Genomic DNA, 15,974 nt, shown 5'->3' with positions numbered 1-15,974 from the left:
CACCGTGACGGACATCAGAGAACTGGCCACCATAGACGCCGTGCTGGCCCGGCACGCCGAGCACCGTCCCGACCGTGACGCGGTGCGCTGCGAGGAACGCGCCGTGACCTACGCGCAGTTGCTGGGACGCAGTGCCCGGGTGGCCAGGGCCCTGGTCGCCGACGGCGCCGGGCCCGGCACGCGGGTGCTCTACCTCGGGCAGGAATCGGAGTACTTCTACATCCTGCTGTACGCCTGCGCCCAGGCGGGCGCCGTGCTCGTGCCGGTCAACTGGCGCCTGGTCGTCCCCGAGGTGGAACACATCCTGAGCGACTCGCAGGCGCGGTTCATCTTCGTCGAACCCGACCACGCCGAGGTGGTCGGGAGCGCCGTGGCCGGGCTGGCGTCGGCGCCCGTGACGGTGCCGGTCGCCGCGGGGGAACCCGACGGCGGGCCCGCGTTCGCCGCGTGGCTGGAACAGACACCGCCAGGCGACCCCGTACCCTCGGCCGACACCGAGGCCCCGCTGGTCCAGATGTACACCAGCGGTACGACGGGCCTGCCCAAGGGCGTCGTGCTCGCACACCGCACGTTCTTCCAGGTCCGTGACGCCCTCGCCGGCGCCGGCCTGGACTGGATCGACTTCAGGGACACGGACGTCAGCCTGATCGGCGTGCCGGGGTTCCACATCGGTGGGCTCTGGTGGGCGCTGCAGGGCCTCAACGCCGGTGTCACCAACGTCAGTCTGCGGATGTTCACCGGCTCGGACGCCCTCGCGCACGTCCGTGACCACCGGGTGACCGTGGCCTGCGTGGTTCCGGCGATGCTCCGGCTGATGCTGTCCGAACGGGCCGCCACCCAAGAGGTGTTCGCCAGTCTGCGCAAGGTCGTCTACGGCGGATCGCCGATCGGCGAGGCGCTGCTGGAGGAGTGCCTGGAGCGGATCGGCTGCGAGTTCGCGCAGATCTACGGCCTCACCGAGTCGGGCAACACCGCGGTCTGCCTCCCGCCCGCCGAGCACGTCGTGGGCGGACCACGGCTCGCCGCCGCGGGCCGGCCCTATCCGGGCTTCGTGCTGGAGATCAGGGACGACGGGGGGAAGCCGCTGCCTGCCGGTGGGATCGGCGAGGTGTGGATCCGCACCCCGGCGCACATGGTCGAGTACTGGCGGCTCCCCGCGACGACGGAGCAGACGCTCGTCGACGGCTGGCTGCGTACCGGGGACGCGGGCTATCTCGACGAGGAGGGCTTCCTCTTCATCTGTGACCGGATCAAGGACACCATCATCGTCGCCGGCGAGAACGTCTACCCCGCGGAGATCGAGAACGTGCTCTCCCGTCACGAGGCGGTGGTCGAGGCCGCCGTCGTCGGTATTCCGGACCGGCGCTGGGGTGAGGCCGTGCACGCCTTCGTCGTGCTCGCGAGCGGGGCGACGGCCAGTGGCCGGGAACTGATGCTGTTCCAGCGGGGCCGACTGGCCGACTTCAAGATTCCCACCAGTTACTCGTACCTCGACCGACTGCCGCGGAACGCCAGCGGGAAGATCCTGCGGCGTGAGCTGCGCGAGACCTTCTGGCAGGGCGAGACGCGCCAGGTCAACTGACCACCCCCACACCGCACGGGAAAGGCACGACATGACTTCACTCGAGGAGATCCGGCGGCATCTGAACGACGTCGCCCGCGAGTCGCCGGAGAAGGCGGGCGCGCTGGCGTTTCCGATGCTGCTGAACACCGGCCCCCGGCTGCCGGTCCGCCCGGCCGAACAGCCGCTGCACGACCGGGCCACGGCCGGCACCCTCGATGTCGACGGCCGGAAGCTGGCTGTCTACCGCTGGGGCGACGGCGAGCGACGGGTGCTGCTCATGCACGGCTTCGAGGGCCGCGCGTCGAACATGACCGGGTTCGTCCCGGGCCTGGAGAAGCTCGGAATGTCCGCCGTGGCCTTCGACTTCTTCGGCCACGGCGAGTCCGAGGGGGACCGGGCGACCATCCTCGACGTGCAGGACGCCGTCCGGGCCGTCGAGGCCGAACACGGCCCCTTCGACACGATCGTGGCCCATTCGTTCGGCGGTCTCTGCGCCTATCAGGCCGTGCGCGGCGGCGTGCGGACCGACCGGCTGGTGACCATCGCGTCCGTCTGCGACTTCGGCCACCTGCCCAAGATCTTCTGCAACCGGCTCGGCCTGGATCCGAGCATCGAGGGCGTGCTGCGCCGGCTCAGCGAGGAGTACTTCCACCCCGAGACCGAGATCTGGGAGCGGTTCTCCGCCGGTCACCGGGCCGCCGAGTTCACCCTCCCGCTGCTCGTCGTCCACGACGAGAACGACAAGGAAGTCCCCGTGGAGCAAGGGCGGAAACTCTCCGCCGCCTACAGCCGGGCGCGGTACATCGAGACCCAGGGGCTCGGGCACCGGCGGATCGTCGCGGATCCCGGTGTCATCTCCGCGACGCTCGAATTCATCAGCGCACAGGTCCGTACAGACAGCAGAAAGCAGGAGAGCCGTGGCTGAGCACGACACCGACATGGAACTGCAGGACGTCGACGTGGAACTGCGGGACCGGATCCGCGGGATCATCGCCGACATCGTCGAGGTCGACGTCGACGAGATCGGCTGGACCACCCACTTCTGGGACGAGCTCGGAGCGGACTCCCTGCAGGGCATCGAGATCCTCTCCACGCTGGAGCGCCGGCTGGACATCACCATCGACCAGCGTCTGCTCGCGGACATGAAGGACGTCCGGAGCACGTACGGCGTGGTGCTGGCGGCCAGGAAGGGCGAGGCGCCCGATGTCTCGTGACAGAAGGCGGGTCGTCGTCACCGGCCTCGGCATAGTCAGCAGCATCGGGACCGGTGTCACCGAGTTCGCCGAGGGGCTCCGGCAGGGGCGCTCCGGCGTCCGGCCGATCAGCGCGTTCGACACCACGGGCTTCGCCCACACCAACGCGTGCGAGATCGTCGGCTTCACCCCCGAGAAGTGGATCTCGCGGCTGAAGCCGGCAGAGCTCGGCAGGGCCACCCAGCTGTCGATCGCCAGCACGGTGCTGGCGCTTGCCGACGCCGGCCTCCCGGTCGAGCGGTTACGCGACAAGCGCGCCCTGATAGCGGTGGGCACCACCTACGGGGAGTCCGGCGAGGTGGACCGGATCGTCGAGCGCCAGGCGGCCACCGGCAGCCCGGACGTCGACCGGGACGCGGCGGCGAAGTCGTCCTCCAGCAGGCTCTCCATCGACATAGCCAGGGAGCTGGAGCTGACCGAGGTGGAGGCGGTGACCATCCCCACGGCCTGCGCGGCGGGAAACTACGCCATCGGCTACGGGTTCGACGCCGTCGCATCGGGCGAGGTGGACGTGGCGCTGAGCGGCGGCGTGGACGCGCTGCTGCGGATGACGTTCGTGACGTTCTACCGGCTGGGCACCATCGCGCCGGAGACCTGCCAGCCCTTCGACCGGGACCGCAAGGGCATCCTGACGGGGGAGGGCGGCGCCGTACTGGTGCTGGAGGAACTCGACTCCGCCCTGGCGCGCGGCGCCCACATCTACGCCGAGGTCCTCGGATACGGCCTGGCCTGCGACGCGCACCACCCGGTGGCACCCGACCAGCAGAGCGTCGCACGCTGCATGACCCAGGCGCACGCCAACGCGGGCATCGACGCCGCCGCCGTGGACTACGTCTCCGCGCACGGCACAGGCACCCGGGCCAACGACGTGACCGAGGCCGCCGCCGTCAGGCAGGTCTTCGCGGGCGATCCGCCACCGGTCAGCTCGCTGAAGTCCATGCTCGGCCACGCCATGGGAGCGGCCAGCGCGCTGGCCGCCGCCGGCTGCGCGCTCGCCCTGGAACAGGGGTTCATGCCGCCGACGATCAACCACGTGGAGACCGATCCGGAGATCGACATCGACTGCGTGCCCAACACGGCGAGGCCGGCCGAACTGCGCGTCGTGCAGAACAACTCGCTCGCCTTCGCGGGCAACGACGCCGTGCTGATCCTCGGCCACTACGGGAAGGCCGCCTCATGAGCGCCCCGGTCATCACCGCATGGCAGACGTACTCCCCGCTGGGACACGGCGCCGACTCCCATATGCAGGAGCTCCGTTCACCCACGGGCGGGGGCACGGCGGGACCGGCCGTGCGGGACTTCGAGGTCCGCGAGATCCTCGGGCGGACCGGCACGCGGTCGATGGACCGTGTCGCGGGACTCGCCGTGGCGACGACCGCGCGGCTGCTGGAGGAGATCGGCACGCCCGAGTCCCGCTTCGGCGGATACGCACCGGAGGAAGTCGCCCTGGTACTGGGCACGAGCGACGGTTTCAGCAGTGTGAGCGCCTTCCTGCGGGACTCCTGGACCCGGTCCAAGCCCTACGACGTCGACCCGTCCCATGTCCCGCGCACCCTGATGAACTTCGCGGCCGGCCAGTGCGCCATCAGGCACGGCATCAAGGGGCCGAACACGACGATCTGCGGCAGCCACGCCACCGGGCTGCTCACCCTCAACTACGCCCGCCGGCTGCAGCACAACGGCCACGCGCGGGCGACGGTGTGGGGTGCCGTGGAGGAGATCTCGCCGGAACGCCTCGCCGTCGAGGCGGCCCGCCTCGACGGTCCGCCGGAGCGGCCGGCGAGCGAAGGCTGCGTGATGTTCCTGCTGGAGTCGCCCGGCGAGGTGCCGCCGGAGCGGACTCCGCTGGCCGAGGTGCTCGCCGTCGAGTTCGGCGTCTGGGCGGACACCGACAGCATCCGGTCCGCGCTCGCCGCCTGCCTGCGGCGCGCGATGACCCGGGCGGAGGTGACGGCCGGCGACGTCTTCGCGGTTGCTCCTTCGGAGTCCACCGGCGCGCGCGGCGCCGCCGAGCAGCGGGCCGTCGAGGACGTCCTCGGCACCGTGCCGCTGCTCACCGCGACCGTCGACGCCGTCGGGGACGCCAGGGCGGTCTCGGCCGCGTTCCAGATGGTCGAACTGATGGGAGCGGACGCCGGGCCGGGCCGGGTCGGCGTGGTCACCACGTCCGATGCGGAAGGCCGGGTCGGATGCGCCCTGCTGCGGCTCCGCTGAGCCGGCTCCGCCGGCCCCAGCCCACCCCCCTGCGAGCGCATCCGCTCGCCCCGCTCCTGGAGAGGACGACATGACGCAACGGCCCATCGCCCTGGTGACCGGCGGGTCCCGCGGAATCGGCCGGGCCGCAGTGGTGCGGCTCGCCCGGAGCGGTTACGACATCGCCTTCTGCTACCACTCCCGCGAGGACGAGGCGGAGAAGACCGCGGTGGCGGCCCGGGAGTTCGACGCCCGGGTGCTCGCCGCCCAGGTGGACGTGGCCGACGCGGCGGCGGTCGGCGCGTTCGTGCGCCGGATCGAGGACGAACTCGGTCCGATCGACGCGGCGGTCACCTCGGCGGGCATCACCCGCGACCGGTCACTGGCCATGATGTCCGACGACGACTGGTCCGCAGTGCAGCGCACCAATGTCGACGGGACCTTCAACGCCTGCCGGGCGGCGGTCTTCGGCATGATGAAGCGCCGCCGCGGCGCCATCGTCACCCTGTCCTCGATCGCGGGGCGGTACGGGCAGCCGGGGCAGACCAACTACTCGGCGGCGAAGGCCGCGATAGCCGGTTTCACCATGGCCACGGCCAGGGAGGTCGGGCGCTACGGGGTCCGGGTGAACGCCGTGGCACCCGGATACATCACCACCGACATGACCGGGACGCTGCCGGACCGGGTGTGGAAGCAGACACAGCCGCGGATCCCGCTGGGGCGCATGGGGACCGCGGACGAGGTGGCCGAGCTCGTCGAGTTCCTGCTCTCGGAGCGCGCCTCCTACATCACCGGCCAAGTCCTCGGCATCGACGGCGGACTGGTCCTCTAGGGCCCCTCGTCCGGCTCGCACCGGGCACCCCGCCGGCCGCCCCCGTGAACACCCGTCCCCTATAGCGGAGACCCCTTGAAATGAACGCTCATCCTGCCGGCGCCAAGCAGGGGTACGTCCCCCTCCTGCTCCTCGCGTCCAGCGCGACCTTCCTGGCCGTACTGGACGTCACCATCGTCAACCTCGCCATCCCGGACCTGCACCGCGACTTCGAGGGCGCGGAACTGGCCGACCTGTCCTGGGTCATCACCGCCTACGCCACGGTCTTCGCCGCCTTCCTCGCCCCGGCCGGCCGGTTGGCCGACCTGATCGGCCGGCGGTCCCTGTTCATCGGCGGCATCGGGGTGTTCACCCTGATGTCCCTGGTCTGTTCGGTCGCCCCGAACGTCCCGGCGCTGCTGGCGGCCCGCGCGCTCCAGGGCATAGGCGCCGCCGCGATGATCCCCGCCTCGCTGGCGATCGTCCTGATGGACACCCCTCCGGAACGCCGCCGCGCGGCCATCGGACAGTGGAGCGCCGCTTCCGCACTCGCCGCGGCGGTGGGCCCCGCCCTCGGAGGTGTGATGGTCGACCAGCTGGGCTGGCGGTCGCTCTTCCTGATCAACGTGCCGTTCGGCCTGATCCTGCTGGCCTGCGGGCGCATCGTGCCGCGCCGTGAGGAGCGCGGGGACGGCCGGATCCCCGACCTGGTGGGAACGGTGCTGCTGGGCGCCGGGGTCGGCCTGCTGAGCCTGGCCATCTCCAAGGGAAGCGCATGGGGGTGGTCCAGCACGTCGACGGTCGGCTGCCTGTTCCTCGGCGTGGCCGCCGTGTACGGGGCCGTCCGGCGCTCGGCGCGGCATCCCGCACCGGCGCTGGAGACCTCGCTGTGGCGGAACCGGACGTTCGCGCTGGCCAATCTGACCGCGCTGTTCTTCGGCGCCTGCCTCTTCGCGTGGCTGCTGGTCGGGGTCCTGTACATCACCACGGTCTGGCGGTGGTCGGAGCTCGGCGCGGGGCTGGCGGTGACACCGGGAGCCGTCAGCGCGGCCGTGGTCGCTCTCTACGCAGGCAAGGTGCAGGCGAAGTACGGCCCGCGGGTGGTCGTGGCGGCGGGCGCGCTGATCCTCGCGGGCACGGGCTTCTTCCTGGCGTTCACGCTGCCCGACGAGCCGATGTTCTTCTCCTACTGGCTGCCCAGCGGCATTCTGGCGGGCGCGGGGATGGGCGCGATCACCACCGCCGTCTCCACCGCGGCGGCGCTGTCGGTCTCGCCGCTGCGGTTCGCCGCCGCGACGGGCCTGAGCCAGACGTCACGTCAGGTCGGCGGTGCGCTGGGGATCGCGACCCTGTCCACCATGCTGACCGGGGGCACCACCGTGGACGACTTCGCCCGGGTGCTGCTCTTCTGCTCGGTCTCGGCGGTGCTGGCCGGGCTGGCCGGACTCGGCCTCGTCATCAGGGCCGAGGAGCCCTCGGCGGCCGGCGCGGCCGCCACCTCCGGATAGTCCGGCAGGCCCGCACCGACCGCCCGCACGGCCGGCCGGCGGGGCCCATGCGCACGGTGCTCGCGCCCGCACGGGCGCGAACACCGTGGTCAGTACGCCGCTTTGAGTTCCTTGAGGCGCGACACGGCTTCCCGCAGAACGCTCTCGCGTTTGCAGAAGGCGAACCGGACCTTGCTGCGGCCCTCCTCCTGATCGTCGTAGAACACCGCGTTGGGGATGGCGACGACACCGCACTGCTCGGGAAGCGCCCGGCAGAACGCGAAGCCGTCGGTCCCGCCGCCGAGCGGGCGGATGTCGGTGGTGACGAAGTACGTTCCGGCCGGCCGGTAGACCTCGAAACCCGCCTCGGCAAGTCCCGTGCTCAGCAGATCCCGTTTGGCGCGCAGGTCCGTGCGCAGCCCCTCGAAGTAGCTGTCGGGCAGGGCCAGCGCCTCGGCGACCGCGTACTGGAACGGACCGGCGGAGACGTACGTCAGGAACTGCTTCGCCGAGCGGACCGCCGCCACCAGCTTCGGGGCGGCCGTCACCCAGCCGACCTTCCAGCCGGTGAACGAGAACGTCTTGCCCGCCGAACCGATGGTCACCGTCCGCTCACGCATCCCGGGGAAGCCGGCGATCGGCAGGTGCGTGCCCTCGAAGACCAGGTGTTCGTACACCTCGTCGGTGACGACCAGCAGGTCGCGTTCGCAGGCCAGAGCGGCGATCGCCGCCAGCTCCTCGCGGGAGAGGACGGTGCCGGTCGGATTGTGCGGGGTGTTGAGGAGGATCAGCCGGGTGCGGGGGGTCACTGCGGCGCGCAGCTCGTCGAGGTCGAGCCGGTACGTACCGCTCTCCGGTTCCGGGTGCAGGGTGACCGGTACGCGGGTGCCGCCCGCCATGGCGATGCAGGCGGCGTACGAGTCGTAGTACGGCTCCAGCGCGACGACCTCGTCGCCGGGCTCCACGAGGGCCAGCAGGGAGGCGGCGATGGCCTCGGTGGCGCCCGCAGTGACGAGGACCTCCGAGTCGGGGTCGTACGCGAGGCCGTACCGGCGCTGCTGATGGCCGGCGATCGCGGTGCGCAGCTCCGGGACGCCAGGGCCCGGCGGGTACTGGTTGCCCTGCCCGGCACGCAGTGCGCGGACCGCTGCCTCCCGGACCTCTTCGGGTCCGTCGGTGTCGGGAAAGCCCTGGCCGAGGTTGATGGAGCCGGTCCGTACGGCCAGCGCCGACATCTCGGCGAAGATCGTCGTGCCGAACTCGGCGAGGCGGCGGTTGAGCAGCGGTCGTCCCTGTGTCATGGCCGCCATCCTGGGCCGAAGCTCTGGAGTTCCTCAACTTACCTTCGCGGATCGGCACCTGCGGCGGTACCCACCGGACCGTCGCCGAGCAGGGCGAGGGCGGCCGACGCCGGGGCGGCGAACAGGTTGGTGTGCGGGGCCGCCGGAAGCGGGTAACGTCTTTGTCATGTTCTTCCAGACGCCGATTTACGAGTGAGAGCGTGACGGGCCCCCGCTGACGTCCTTCGATGTCGCCGCACCCCCACCGATGAATCCGTAGATCACCTCACATCACCACCGGGAGAACCCGTGACCGACAGCAAGAACATCAACAACCCCGTGGGCCAGGGCGGCGGCCAGCGCAAGAAGCTGTCCCGCGCCGAACGGCAGAACAACGGTCCGCACCGTAACCTCGACCGCCAGGGTGCAGCCGACCAGAAGGCGGAGCTGGTGCGCAAGATGCGCGAGAAGGCACGCGCAGCTGGGGGCACCGGGCAGGCGGGCGACGACACCGCACAGAGCTGACGCAGCGCCGCCGCAGGGCGGCACCGCACGGGGCAGGACCCGGACCGTGACGCGCGGTCCGGGTCCTGCTGCCGTATCGGGCGCGGCCGGTCCCGCTCAGCTCTCGGCCGACCACCCGCGTCTCAGCCGACCACCCGGGGCAGCCGCAGATTCGGCAGCCCGGGAAGATCACGGCCTACAGACGGCCCAGTGAGCCCCGGGTGACCCCTGCCCTGCACTTACGTGCAGGGCAGGGGCCCTTTCCCCGATAGAACCCTCTGGAGTTCCTCAAGTCTGCTTTGACCCCACGGAGGCGAGGGCATCCCCCTCTCACGCGAGAAGCGGTGTCGAGCGGGGGACCTCGCTTCGGGGGACGGAAGGACGTGAAGCCGTGGAGATCTTTCCTGGTGCGCTGATCGGAATCGTGGTCGCCGGGTTGGTCGTCGCGCTGCTGCTGGCGGCGTCGGGCAACCGGAAGGCCGGGCGGGTGCGCCGCGGGCGGCGCGGCGCGGGCAGCGGTGCGGCCGCCGGAGGCGGCAGCTGGTGGGCGGGCGACGGCGGCGGCTCGTCCTGCGGGGGCGGTGGCCACTCGGGCGGTCACTCCGGGGGGCACTCGTGCGGCGGTGGCCACTCGTGCGGTGGAGGTTCCTCCTGCGGCGGCGGTTCGTCGTGCGGCGGCGGGGGCGGATGCGGCGGAGGCAGCTGACACGGGGCAGCTGGTCCGCGCGGTGAAGGTGCCCGGCGAGTGAACTCCCGCCGGGCACCTTTTTGTTGAGCCACACAGTGAGTTTGCGGTGAACAGTTGAACCGTGGGGCCCCCGAGGGGATGGAAACCCCGCCAAGTTGGGCAAAAACGCTGTGGATACGGCGTAGTTCGTGATTCCCTCATGGAAGAGAACATCCAGCCCTCGGACCCCAGTTGGACCTGATCGGGCGATCCCCACCTCCCACAGACCTTGTCGCGGGGACGCCCCCTGTCCATGTGTCCATGCGTGTTTTGCGGAGCCGACCCATGCTCACGACCCTCCAGACGGCCTATTCCGACACCCGTGCTGCCGACCTGGCCTGGGCGCTGGGGCGTGAACCGCTCCCCGCCCTGGCCGTGCTCGACCTCCGGCTCGGCGATGCCCGGCTTCAGATGCGCCTGCTCGGCGCCTCTCATCAGGTGCTCCTCGAAGAGGACGGCGGCACCTGTTCCGAAACCGTCGCCTGCATGTCCGGCAGCGCCACACCGCTGCCGCTCGGCGTGGCCGAACGGGTCGGGGACTGGGAGTACGAGTTCGCGGCACGCGTCGAGACGCTCTCCGCCGACTCCTTCGCGGTGCGCGCGCAGGAACTGCTCGCGCTGGTGACCGACCACCCGCACGGACTCGCCGGAACCTTCCCCGGCAGCCCGCACGCCTTCACCGCCATGCTCGCGCAGCGGACCGAGGGGCAGGTGAGATGGCGGACCTGGCATGCGTACCCGCAGGAGGGCCAACTGGTGGTGACCCGCAGCCGGGTGGGCGTGCGGATGCCGGCGGCCGCTCGCTGAAACCCCCAACTCGCCTACGTGCACGGCACTTACACCCTTGTGGGTGACAAGCGGCGAGGGGTTCGTGACGTAGCGTTCGCACCATGATCGACCAGCAGGTGTCGCTGCGAGGCGGCGCGGCGCGGCTTCCCGTCCGGCCGCGGACCGGTCGGTACCTCGTGCTGGCCGCGGTCTTCGTCTGCGCCGCATGCGGGCTGGTGTACGAGCTCGAACTGGTGGCGCTCGCCTCCTACCTGATCGGTGACTCCGTCACCCAGGCGTCCGTCGTGCTGTCCGTGATGGTCTTCGCGATGGGCATCGGCTCACTGCTCGCGAAACGCTTACGCGGCCGCCCCGCGGTCGGCTTCGGGCTGGTCGAGGCGGGGCTCGCACTGGTCGGCGGCTCATCGGCGCTCGTGCTCTACGCCGCGTTCGCCTGGATGGGGGAGTCGCGGTTCGCCCTGGTCGGATTCTCGCTCGCGATCGGCATCCTGATCGGTGCCGAGATCCCGCTGCTGATGACATTGATCCAGCGCGTCGACCGACAGGACGCGGGCGGAACCGTCGCGGACCTGTTCGCCGCGGACTACGTGGGGGCGCTCGTCGGCGGGCTGGCCTTTCCGTTCCTGCTGCTCCCGGTCCTCGGCCAGCTCACCGGGGCCCTGCTCACCGGGACGGTCAACGCGGCCGCGGGCGGCGCGCTCGTGCTCTGGGTGTTCCGGCGGGATCTGACCCGGCGCTCCCGTTGGCTGCTGATCCTCGCCAACGTGACCGTGATCGCGCTGCTGGCCACCGCCGCCGTGCTGGCCGACGACTTCGAGCGGGCGGCGCGGCGCGCGGTGTACGGGGACCGGGTGCGGGTCGCCGTCCGGACCGACGAGCAGGAGGTCGTCCTCACCGGGGCGGGCCGCAGTTCGCTCGGCCTCTACCTGGACGGGCGGCTGTGGGTCAGCGCCCGTGACGAGTACCGGTACCACGAGGCACTGGTCCATCCGGCGATGAACGGGCCGCACGCACGGGTGCTGATCCTGGGCGGAGGCGACGGTCTGGCCGCCCGGGAGGTGCTGCGCTACCCGGACGTACGGTCCGTCACGCTGGTCGAGGCCGACCGTGGCGTCACCCGACTGGCCCGTACCGACTCCGCGCTCTCCGCACTGAACGCGCACGCCTACCGCGACCCGCGGCTGGCGGCCGTCGCCGCGGACCCGTTCAACTGGCTGCGGGAGGGGCACCGCGGATACGACGTGGTGATCTCCGATCTTCCCGATCCCGGAATCACGGCGAGCACGAAGCTCTACTCCGCGGAGTTCTACGGCCTGATCACGGAGGCTCTCGCGCCGGGCGGCCGGCTGGCGGTGCACGCGGGCCCGCCCGGCGCCCGGCCGCGGACGTTCTGGACGGTCGAGGCGTCGATGGGAGCGGCCGGGCTGAGCACCCGCCCGTACCGCGTCAGCGGCCGCCCCGACGACGTCGTGGCGGGCCCGGAGCGGGACCGGGACCGGGCGGGGAACCCGCACTGCTGGGGCTTCGTCCTGGGCCGGCCCGGAGGCAGGGTCCCGGCCCTGCGCCTGCCGCCGCGGGCACCGCGACTCCGGTTCCTGACGGCAGGGAGACTGGCGCGCGCCGCCCGGGACGCCGAGCGCGGACGGCTGCGGGGACTGCAGCCGTCCACGCTGGTGCATCCGCGGTACTGGGAGGAGCCGTGAGGGCACGCGGAGCCACCGCCCTCCGGGGCGGTCTGCGGTGTGACGGTCCCGGACGGATCTTCCCGCCTCCGCGGGCGGAAGCGCTGACGTGGTGGCCGGGCCTGAGTAGGCTCGGTTTCCATGGAGCATGAGGTGTTCGTTCCGGTTCCGGTCCCGTCCCTGCTGCGGACGCTGGGTGACGCCGCCCGCATGGCCCGCTGCGTGCCGGGCCTGCAGCAGGACGCCGAGGCGTCCACGGGCCCATTGGCCGGCCGGCTCAAAATCCGGATCGGCGGCCACACGATCACGTACCGCGGCACGCTGACTCCGGCAGCGCTGCCGGACGGCACCGGGATCTCCGTCACCGGTGAGGGCGTGGAGGCGCGGGGCACCGGTTCGGCGAAGTTCGCCCTGACGATCCGGCTGACGGAGACGGACGGCGGCACCACGATCGGGTTCACCGGAACGGCGGGCGGCGACGGCCGCATCGTGGAGCTGGAAGCCGAACCGCTGCTCGCGGCGGCCCACCGGCTGCTGGACCGCTTCACGCAGCAGCTGGTGACGGAGTCGCTGGCATCGCACGAAGAGGACGGCACGTCGGGCGGAGCGCCGGACGGCGGGTCCGCGGGGTCCACCGGTCAGCTGTCCGGCCTGCCCACAGCCGATGTTCCCGAACCCACCCCCACCCATGACGCCACCGCCGACGAGGCGCCCTCCGCCGAGGCGCCGCCCGGCACCGGCCGGGTCTTCGACGCCCCGGTGCCCCCGCCCTCGCTCGACCCCGTGGCGGACATGGAATTCGTCGTTCCCGACGAGCCGCCCGCCGAGGCCGCACACGCGCGCCGCACCATGATCGGCCGCAGCGCGGAGGAGGTCGACCACGCGCCGCCACGCGGGCGGTACGCCCCGGTGCCGTCGCCCGACTCGACTCCCGCGGGCCTCACCCTGCGGTGGGTGGCCCCGGCTGCCGCTCTCGCGATCGCCTCCGCGGTCGTCGTGGGCCGGGCGCTGAGGCGGCGGAGGTAGCGGCGCCAGTACTGTCGTCCTGTGAGCAGTAGCGAGAAGAACGTCCGGCTGTCCGTCGGCGACACCGAGTTGACCGTGAACCCCGCCAACGGCTGCCGGATCAGCAGCCTTCGGATCGGCGGTACCGAGCTGCTGCGGCAAGGGGAGCGGTACGGCTGTTTCCCCATGGTGCCGTGGTGCGGACGGACCGAGAACGGCCGGTTCCACAACGGCGACGTCCTCCACCAGCTGCCCGTGGACGCCCCGCCGCACGCCATTCACGGCACCGGCAGGGACGTGGCATGGCACACCGCGAGGGCGAGCGATTCGGACGCCGCGTTCTACTACGACCTGTCGGAGCCGTGGCCGTATCCGGGCCGGGTGACCCAGACCTTCGCACTGGCAGAGGACTCGCTCACGCTCGCGTTCGGTGTCGAGACGTACGGGGACTCGTTCCCGGCACAGGCCGGCTGGCACCCCTGGTTCCTGCGGAACCTCGGAACCGGCGGTGACGACGTGCGGATCGACTTCGACGCCGCCTGGCAGGAGGAACGGGGCGGGAACCACCTGCCGACCGGCCGCCGTATCCCGCCGCTGCCCGGCCCCTGGGACGACTGCTTCGGGATGCCCGACGGGGTCGACGTGACGCTCACCTGGCCGCAGCAGCTGCTGCTGAACGTGAAGAGCCGGGCCGAGTGGGTCGTCGTCTACGACGAACAGGAGGAGGCGGTCTGCGTCGAACCGCAGTCGGGTCCGCCGAACGGGCTGAACAGCGCACCGCACCTTGTGACACCGATCGAGCCGCTGGAGATCGTGACGACCTGGAGCTGGCGCAGGCTCTGAGGCGGGCGGCCCACGGCCTCCCCGTTAAGCTCGTGGCCATGACTGACGTACGTGCTGAGCTGCTCCAGCAGATCAAGGACAAGGCCGTGGTGCACGGCAAGGTGACCCTCTCCTCGGGTCTTGAAGCCGACTGGTACATCGACCTGCGCCGGATCACGCTGGACGGCGAGGCCGCTCCGATGGTCGGCCAGGTCATGCTGGACGCGACCGCCGAGCTCGACTACGACTGCGTGGGTGGGCTGACGCTCGGCGCCGACCCGGTCGCCACGTCGATGCTGCACGCCGCCGCCGCCCGCGGCGGGCGGATGGACGCGTTCGTCGTCCGCAAGGCGCAGAAGGCGCACGGCATGCAGCGCCGTATCGAGGGCACGGACGTGAAGGGCCGCCGCTGCCTGGTCGTCGAGGACACCTCGACGACCGGTGGTTCGCCGCTGACGGCCGTCGAGGCGGTCCGCGAGGCCGGTGGCGAGGTCGTCGCCGTCGCCACGATCGTGGAGCGCGGTGCGGCTCCGGCCATTGCCGAGGCAGGGCTCCCGTACATCCACGCCTACTCGGTGGCCGACCTCGACCTGGCCTGATCTCCGGTTCGGCATCGAGGCTGACCTGCGGCTTTCTTCGAGGGTGGACGGTTTCACGTGAAACCGTCCACCCTCGCCGCGTCTCGGCAGGGGATCCGCCGGAAAGCCGTGGGGGCTCCACCGGGTGGAGCCGGAGCGAGAGTCTGGAAAGATGGGGGCGACGATGACGTCGCCCCCAGGTCAGGGAACCAGCACGCACACCCGCACATCCCAAGGAGCGGACAGATGCCCATCGCAACCCCCGAGGTCTACGCCGAGATGCTCGACCGGGCGAAGGCAGGCAAGTTCGCCTACCCGGCCATCAATGTGACGTCGACCCAGACCCTGCACGCTGCACTGCGCGGCTTCGCGGAGGCGGAGAGCGACGGCATCGTCCAGATCTCCACCGGTGGGGCGGAGTTCCTGGGCGGCCAGTACAACAAGGACATGGTCACGGGCGCCGTCGCCCTTGCCGAGTTCGCACACATCGTCGCCGCCAAGTACGACGTCACGGTCGCCCTGCACACGGACCACTGCCCGAAGGACAAGCTGGACGCCTACGTGCGCCCGCTGATCGACATCTCCGCCGAGCGCGTCGCCAAGGGCCTGAACCCGCTGTTCCAGTCCCACATGTGGGACGGTTCGGCCGAGACCCTCGCCGACAACCTGGCCATCGGCCAGGAGCTGCTCGCCAAGGCGGCCGCCGCCAAGATCATCCTTGAGGTCGAGATCACCCCGACCGGTGGCGAGGAGGACGGCGTCACGCACGAGATCAACGACGAGCTGTACACCACCGTCGACGACGCGCTGCGTACCGCCGAGGCGCTGGGTCTGGGCGAGAAGGGCCGCTACCTGCTGGCCGCTTCCTTCGGCAACGTGCACGGCGTCTACAAGCCGGGCAATGTCGTGCTCCGTCCCGAGCTGCTGAAGGACCTCCAGGAGGGCGTCGGCGCCAAGTACGGCAAGTCGTCGCCGTTCGACTTCGTCTTCCACGGCGGCTCAGGCTCCACCGAGCAGGAGATCGCCACCGCGCTGGAGAACGGCGTCGTGAAGATGAACCTCGACACCGACACCCAGTACGCCTTCACCCGCCCGATCGTGGACCACGTGTTCCGCAACTACGACGGCGTGCTGAAGGTCGACGGCGAGGTCGGCAACAAGAAGGTCTACGACCCGCGCAGCTGGGGCAAGTCCGCCGAGGGCGGCATGGCCAAGCGTGTCACGGAGGCCTGCGCCAACCTGCGGTCCACCGGCACCAAGCTGAAGTAGTAGCAGTCAG

Annotated in this window: 16 protein-coding genes; 15 read left to right on the top strand and 1 reads right to left on the bottom strand. The window is 71.2% G+C overall.

What is annotated here, in order from left to right; translation table 11 throughout:
- The first annotated feature begins 4 nt into the window (after positions 1-4).
- The 7 genes from ACFVXE_RS26985 to ACFVXE_RS26955 all read left to right on the top strand — a co-directional run bounded on the left by ACFVXE_RS26985 (position 5) and on the right by ACFVXE_RS26955 (position 7,329).
- On the top strand, positions 5-1,582 hold the full coding sequence (locus ACFVXE_RS26985) for a long-chain-fatty-acid--CoA ligase (RefSeq protein ID WP_389674893.1): 1,578 nt from the start codon (positions 5-7) through the stop codon (positions 1,580-1,582).
- Between the two features lie 31 nt (positions 1,583-1,613).
- Positions 1,614-2,489: an alpha/beta hydrolase gene (locus ACFVXE_RS26980; RefSeq protein WP_389674892.1), complete on the top strand. Its 876-nt coding sequence runs from the start codon at positions 1,614-1,616 to the stop codon at positions 2,487-2,489.
- Complete coding sequence (locus tag ACFVXE_RS26975; protein ID WP_389674891.1) at positions 2,482-2,778, top strand: acyl carrier protein; 297 nt, start codon at positions 2,482-2,484, stop codon at positions 2,776-2,778. The genes ACFVXE_RS26980 and ACFVXE_RS26975 overlap by 8 nt, the downstream gene beginning before the upstream one ends.
- Positions 2,768-3,997, top strand: a complete 1,230-nt coding sequence (locus tag ACFVXE_RS26970) for a beta-ketoacyl-[acyl-carrier-protein] synthase family protein (protein WP_389674890.1) — start codon at positions 2,768-2,770, stop codon at positions 3,995-3,997. The genes ACFVXE_RS26975 and ACFVXE_RS26970 overlap by 11 nt, the downstream gene beginning before the upstream one ends.
- The gene (locus ACFVXE_RS26965) at positions 3,994-5,031 is read left to right on the top strand and encodes a beta-ketoacyl synthase N-terminal-like domain-containing protein (RefSeq protein ID WP_389674889.1); all 1,038 of its coding nucleotides are present in this window, start codon (positions 3,994-3,996) and stop codon (positions 5,029-5,031) included. The genes ACFVXE_RS26970 and ACFVXE_RS26965 overlap by 4 nt, the downstream gene beginning before the upstream one ends.
- 70 nt (positions 5,032-5,101) lie before the next feature.
- Complete coding sequence (gene fabG / locus ACFVXE_RS26960) at positions 5,102-5,842, top strand: 3-oxoacyl-ACP reductase FabG (RefSeq protein WP_389674888.1); 741 nt, start codon at positions 5,102-5,104, stop codon at positions 5,840-5,842.
- Between the two features lie 80 nt (positions 5,843-5,922).
- Entirely contained in the window at positions 5,923-7,329 is a 1,407-nt protein-coding gene (locus ACFVXE_RS26955) for a DHA2 family efflux MFS transporter permease subunit (RefSeq protein WP_389674886.1), read from the top strand.
- 89 nt (positions 7,330-7,418) lie between these two features.
- Here the strand turns inward: ACFVXE_RS26955 and ACFVXE_RS26950 are convergent, their stop codons facing one another.
- On the bottom strand, positions 7,419-8,609 hold the full coding sequence (locus ACFVXE_RS26950; RefSeq protein WP_389674885.1) for a pyridoxal phosphate-dependent aminotransferase: 1,191 nt from the start codon (positions 8,607-8,609) through the stop codon (positions 7,419-7,421).
- 288 nt (positions 8,610-8,897) lie between these two features.
- Here ACFVXE_RS26950 and ACFVXE_RS26945 point away from each other — a divergent pair, with 288 nt between their 5' ends.
- From ACFVXE_RS26945 to fbaA, 8 genes are all read left to right on the top strand, one after another.
- Positions 8,898-9,113, top strand: a complete 216-nt coding sequence (locus ACFVXE_RS26945; RefSeq protein ID WP_389674883.1) for a DUF6243 family protein — start codon at positions 8,898-8,900, stop codon at positions 9,111-9,113.
- Positions 9,114-9,483: 370 nt separating this feature from the next.
- Positions 9,484-9,798 (top strand): hypothetical protein, encoded by a 315-nt coding sequence (locus ACFVXE_RS26940; RefSeq protein ID WP_389674882.1) that lies wholly within the window; start codon positions 9,484-9,486, stop codon positions 9,796-9,798.
- Positions 9,799-10,104: 306 nt separating this feature from the next.
- Positions 10,105-10,626 (top strand): DUF2617 family protein, encoded by a 522-nt coding sequence (locus ACFVXE_RS26935; protein ID WP_389674881.1) that lies wholly within the window; start codon positions 10,105-10,107, stop codon positions 10,624-10,626.
- 83 nt (positions 10,627-10,709) lie between these two features.
- Complete coding sequence (locus ACFVXE_RS26930; protein ID WP_389674880.1) at positions 10,710-12,311, top strand: polyamine aminopropyltransferase; 1,602 nt, start codon at positions 10,710-10,712, stop codon at positions 12,309-12,311.
- A 120-nt stretch (positions 12,312-12,431) separates the two neighbouring features.
- Positions 12,432-13,316, top strand: a complete 885-nt coding sequence (locus tag ACFVXE_RS26925) for an SRPBCC family protein (RefSeq protein WP_389674879.1) — start codon at positions 12,432-12,434, stop codon at positions 13,314-13,316.
- Positions 13,317-13,337: 21 nt separating this feature from the next.
- Positions 13,338-14,138, top strand: coding sequence for an aldose 1-epimerase (locus tag ACFVXE_RS26920; RefSeq protein WP_389674878.1), 801 nt, complete (start codon positions 13,338-13,340; stop codon positions 14,136-14,138).
- 38 nt (positions 14,139-14,176) lie between these two features.
- A complete protein-coding gene (gene pyrE / locus ACFVXE_RS26915; protein ID WP_389674877.1) occupies positions 14,177-14,716 on the top strand; it encodes an orotate phosphoribosyltransferase in 540 nt (179 codons plus the stop codon).
- Between the two features lie 225 nt (positions 14,717-14,941).
- Complete coding sequence (gene fbaA, locus ACFVXE_RS26910; RefSeq protein WP_389674876.1) at positions 14,942-15,964, top strand: class II fructose-bisphosphate aldolase; 1,023 nt, start codon at positions 14,942-14,944, stop codon at positions 15,962-15,964.
- The last annotated feature ends 10 nt before the right edge of the window (positions 15,965-15,974 follow it).

The organism is Streptomyces sp. NPDC058231 (genome assembly GCF_042882275.1).
Lineage (GTDB): Bacteria > Actinomycetota > Actinomycetes > Streptomycetales > Streptomycetaceae > Streptomyces.
This window is presented reverse-complemented; position numbering and strand designations above follow the sequence as displayed.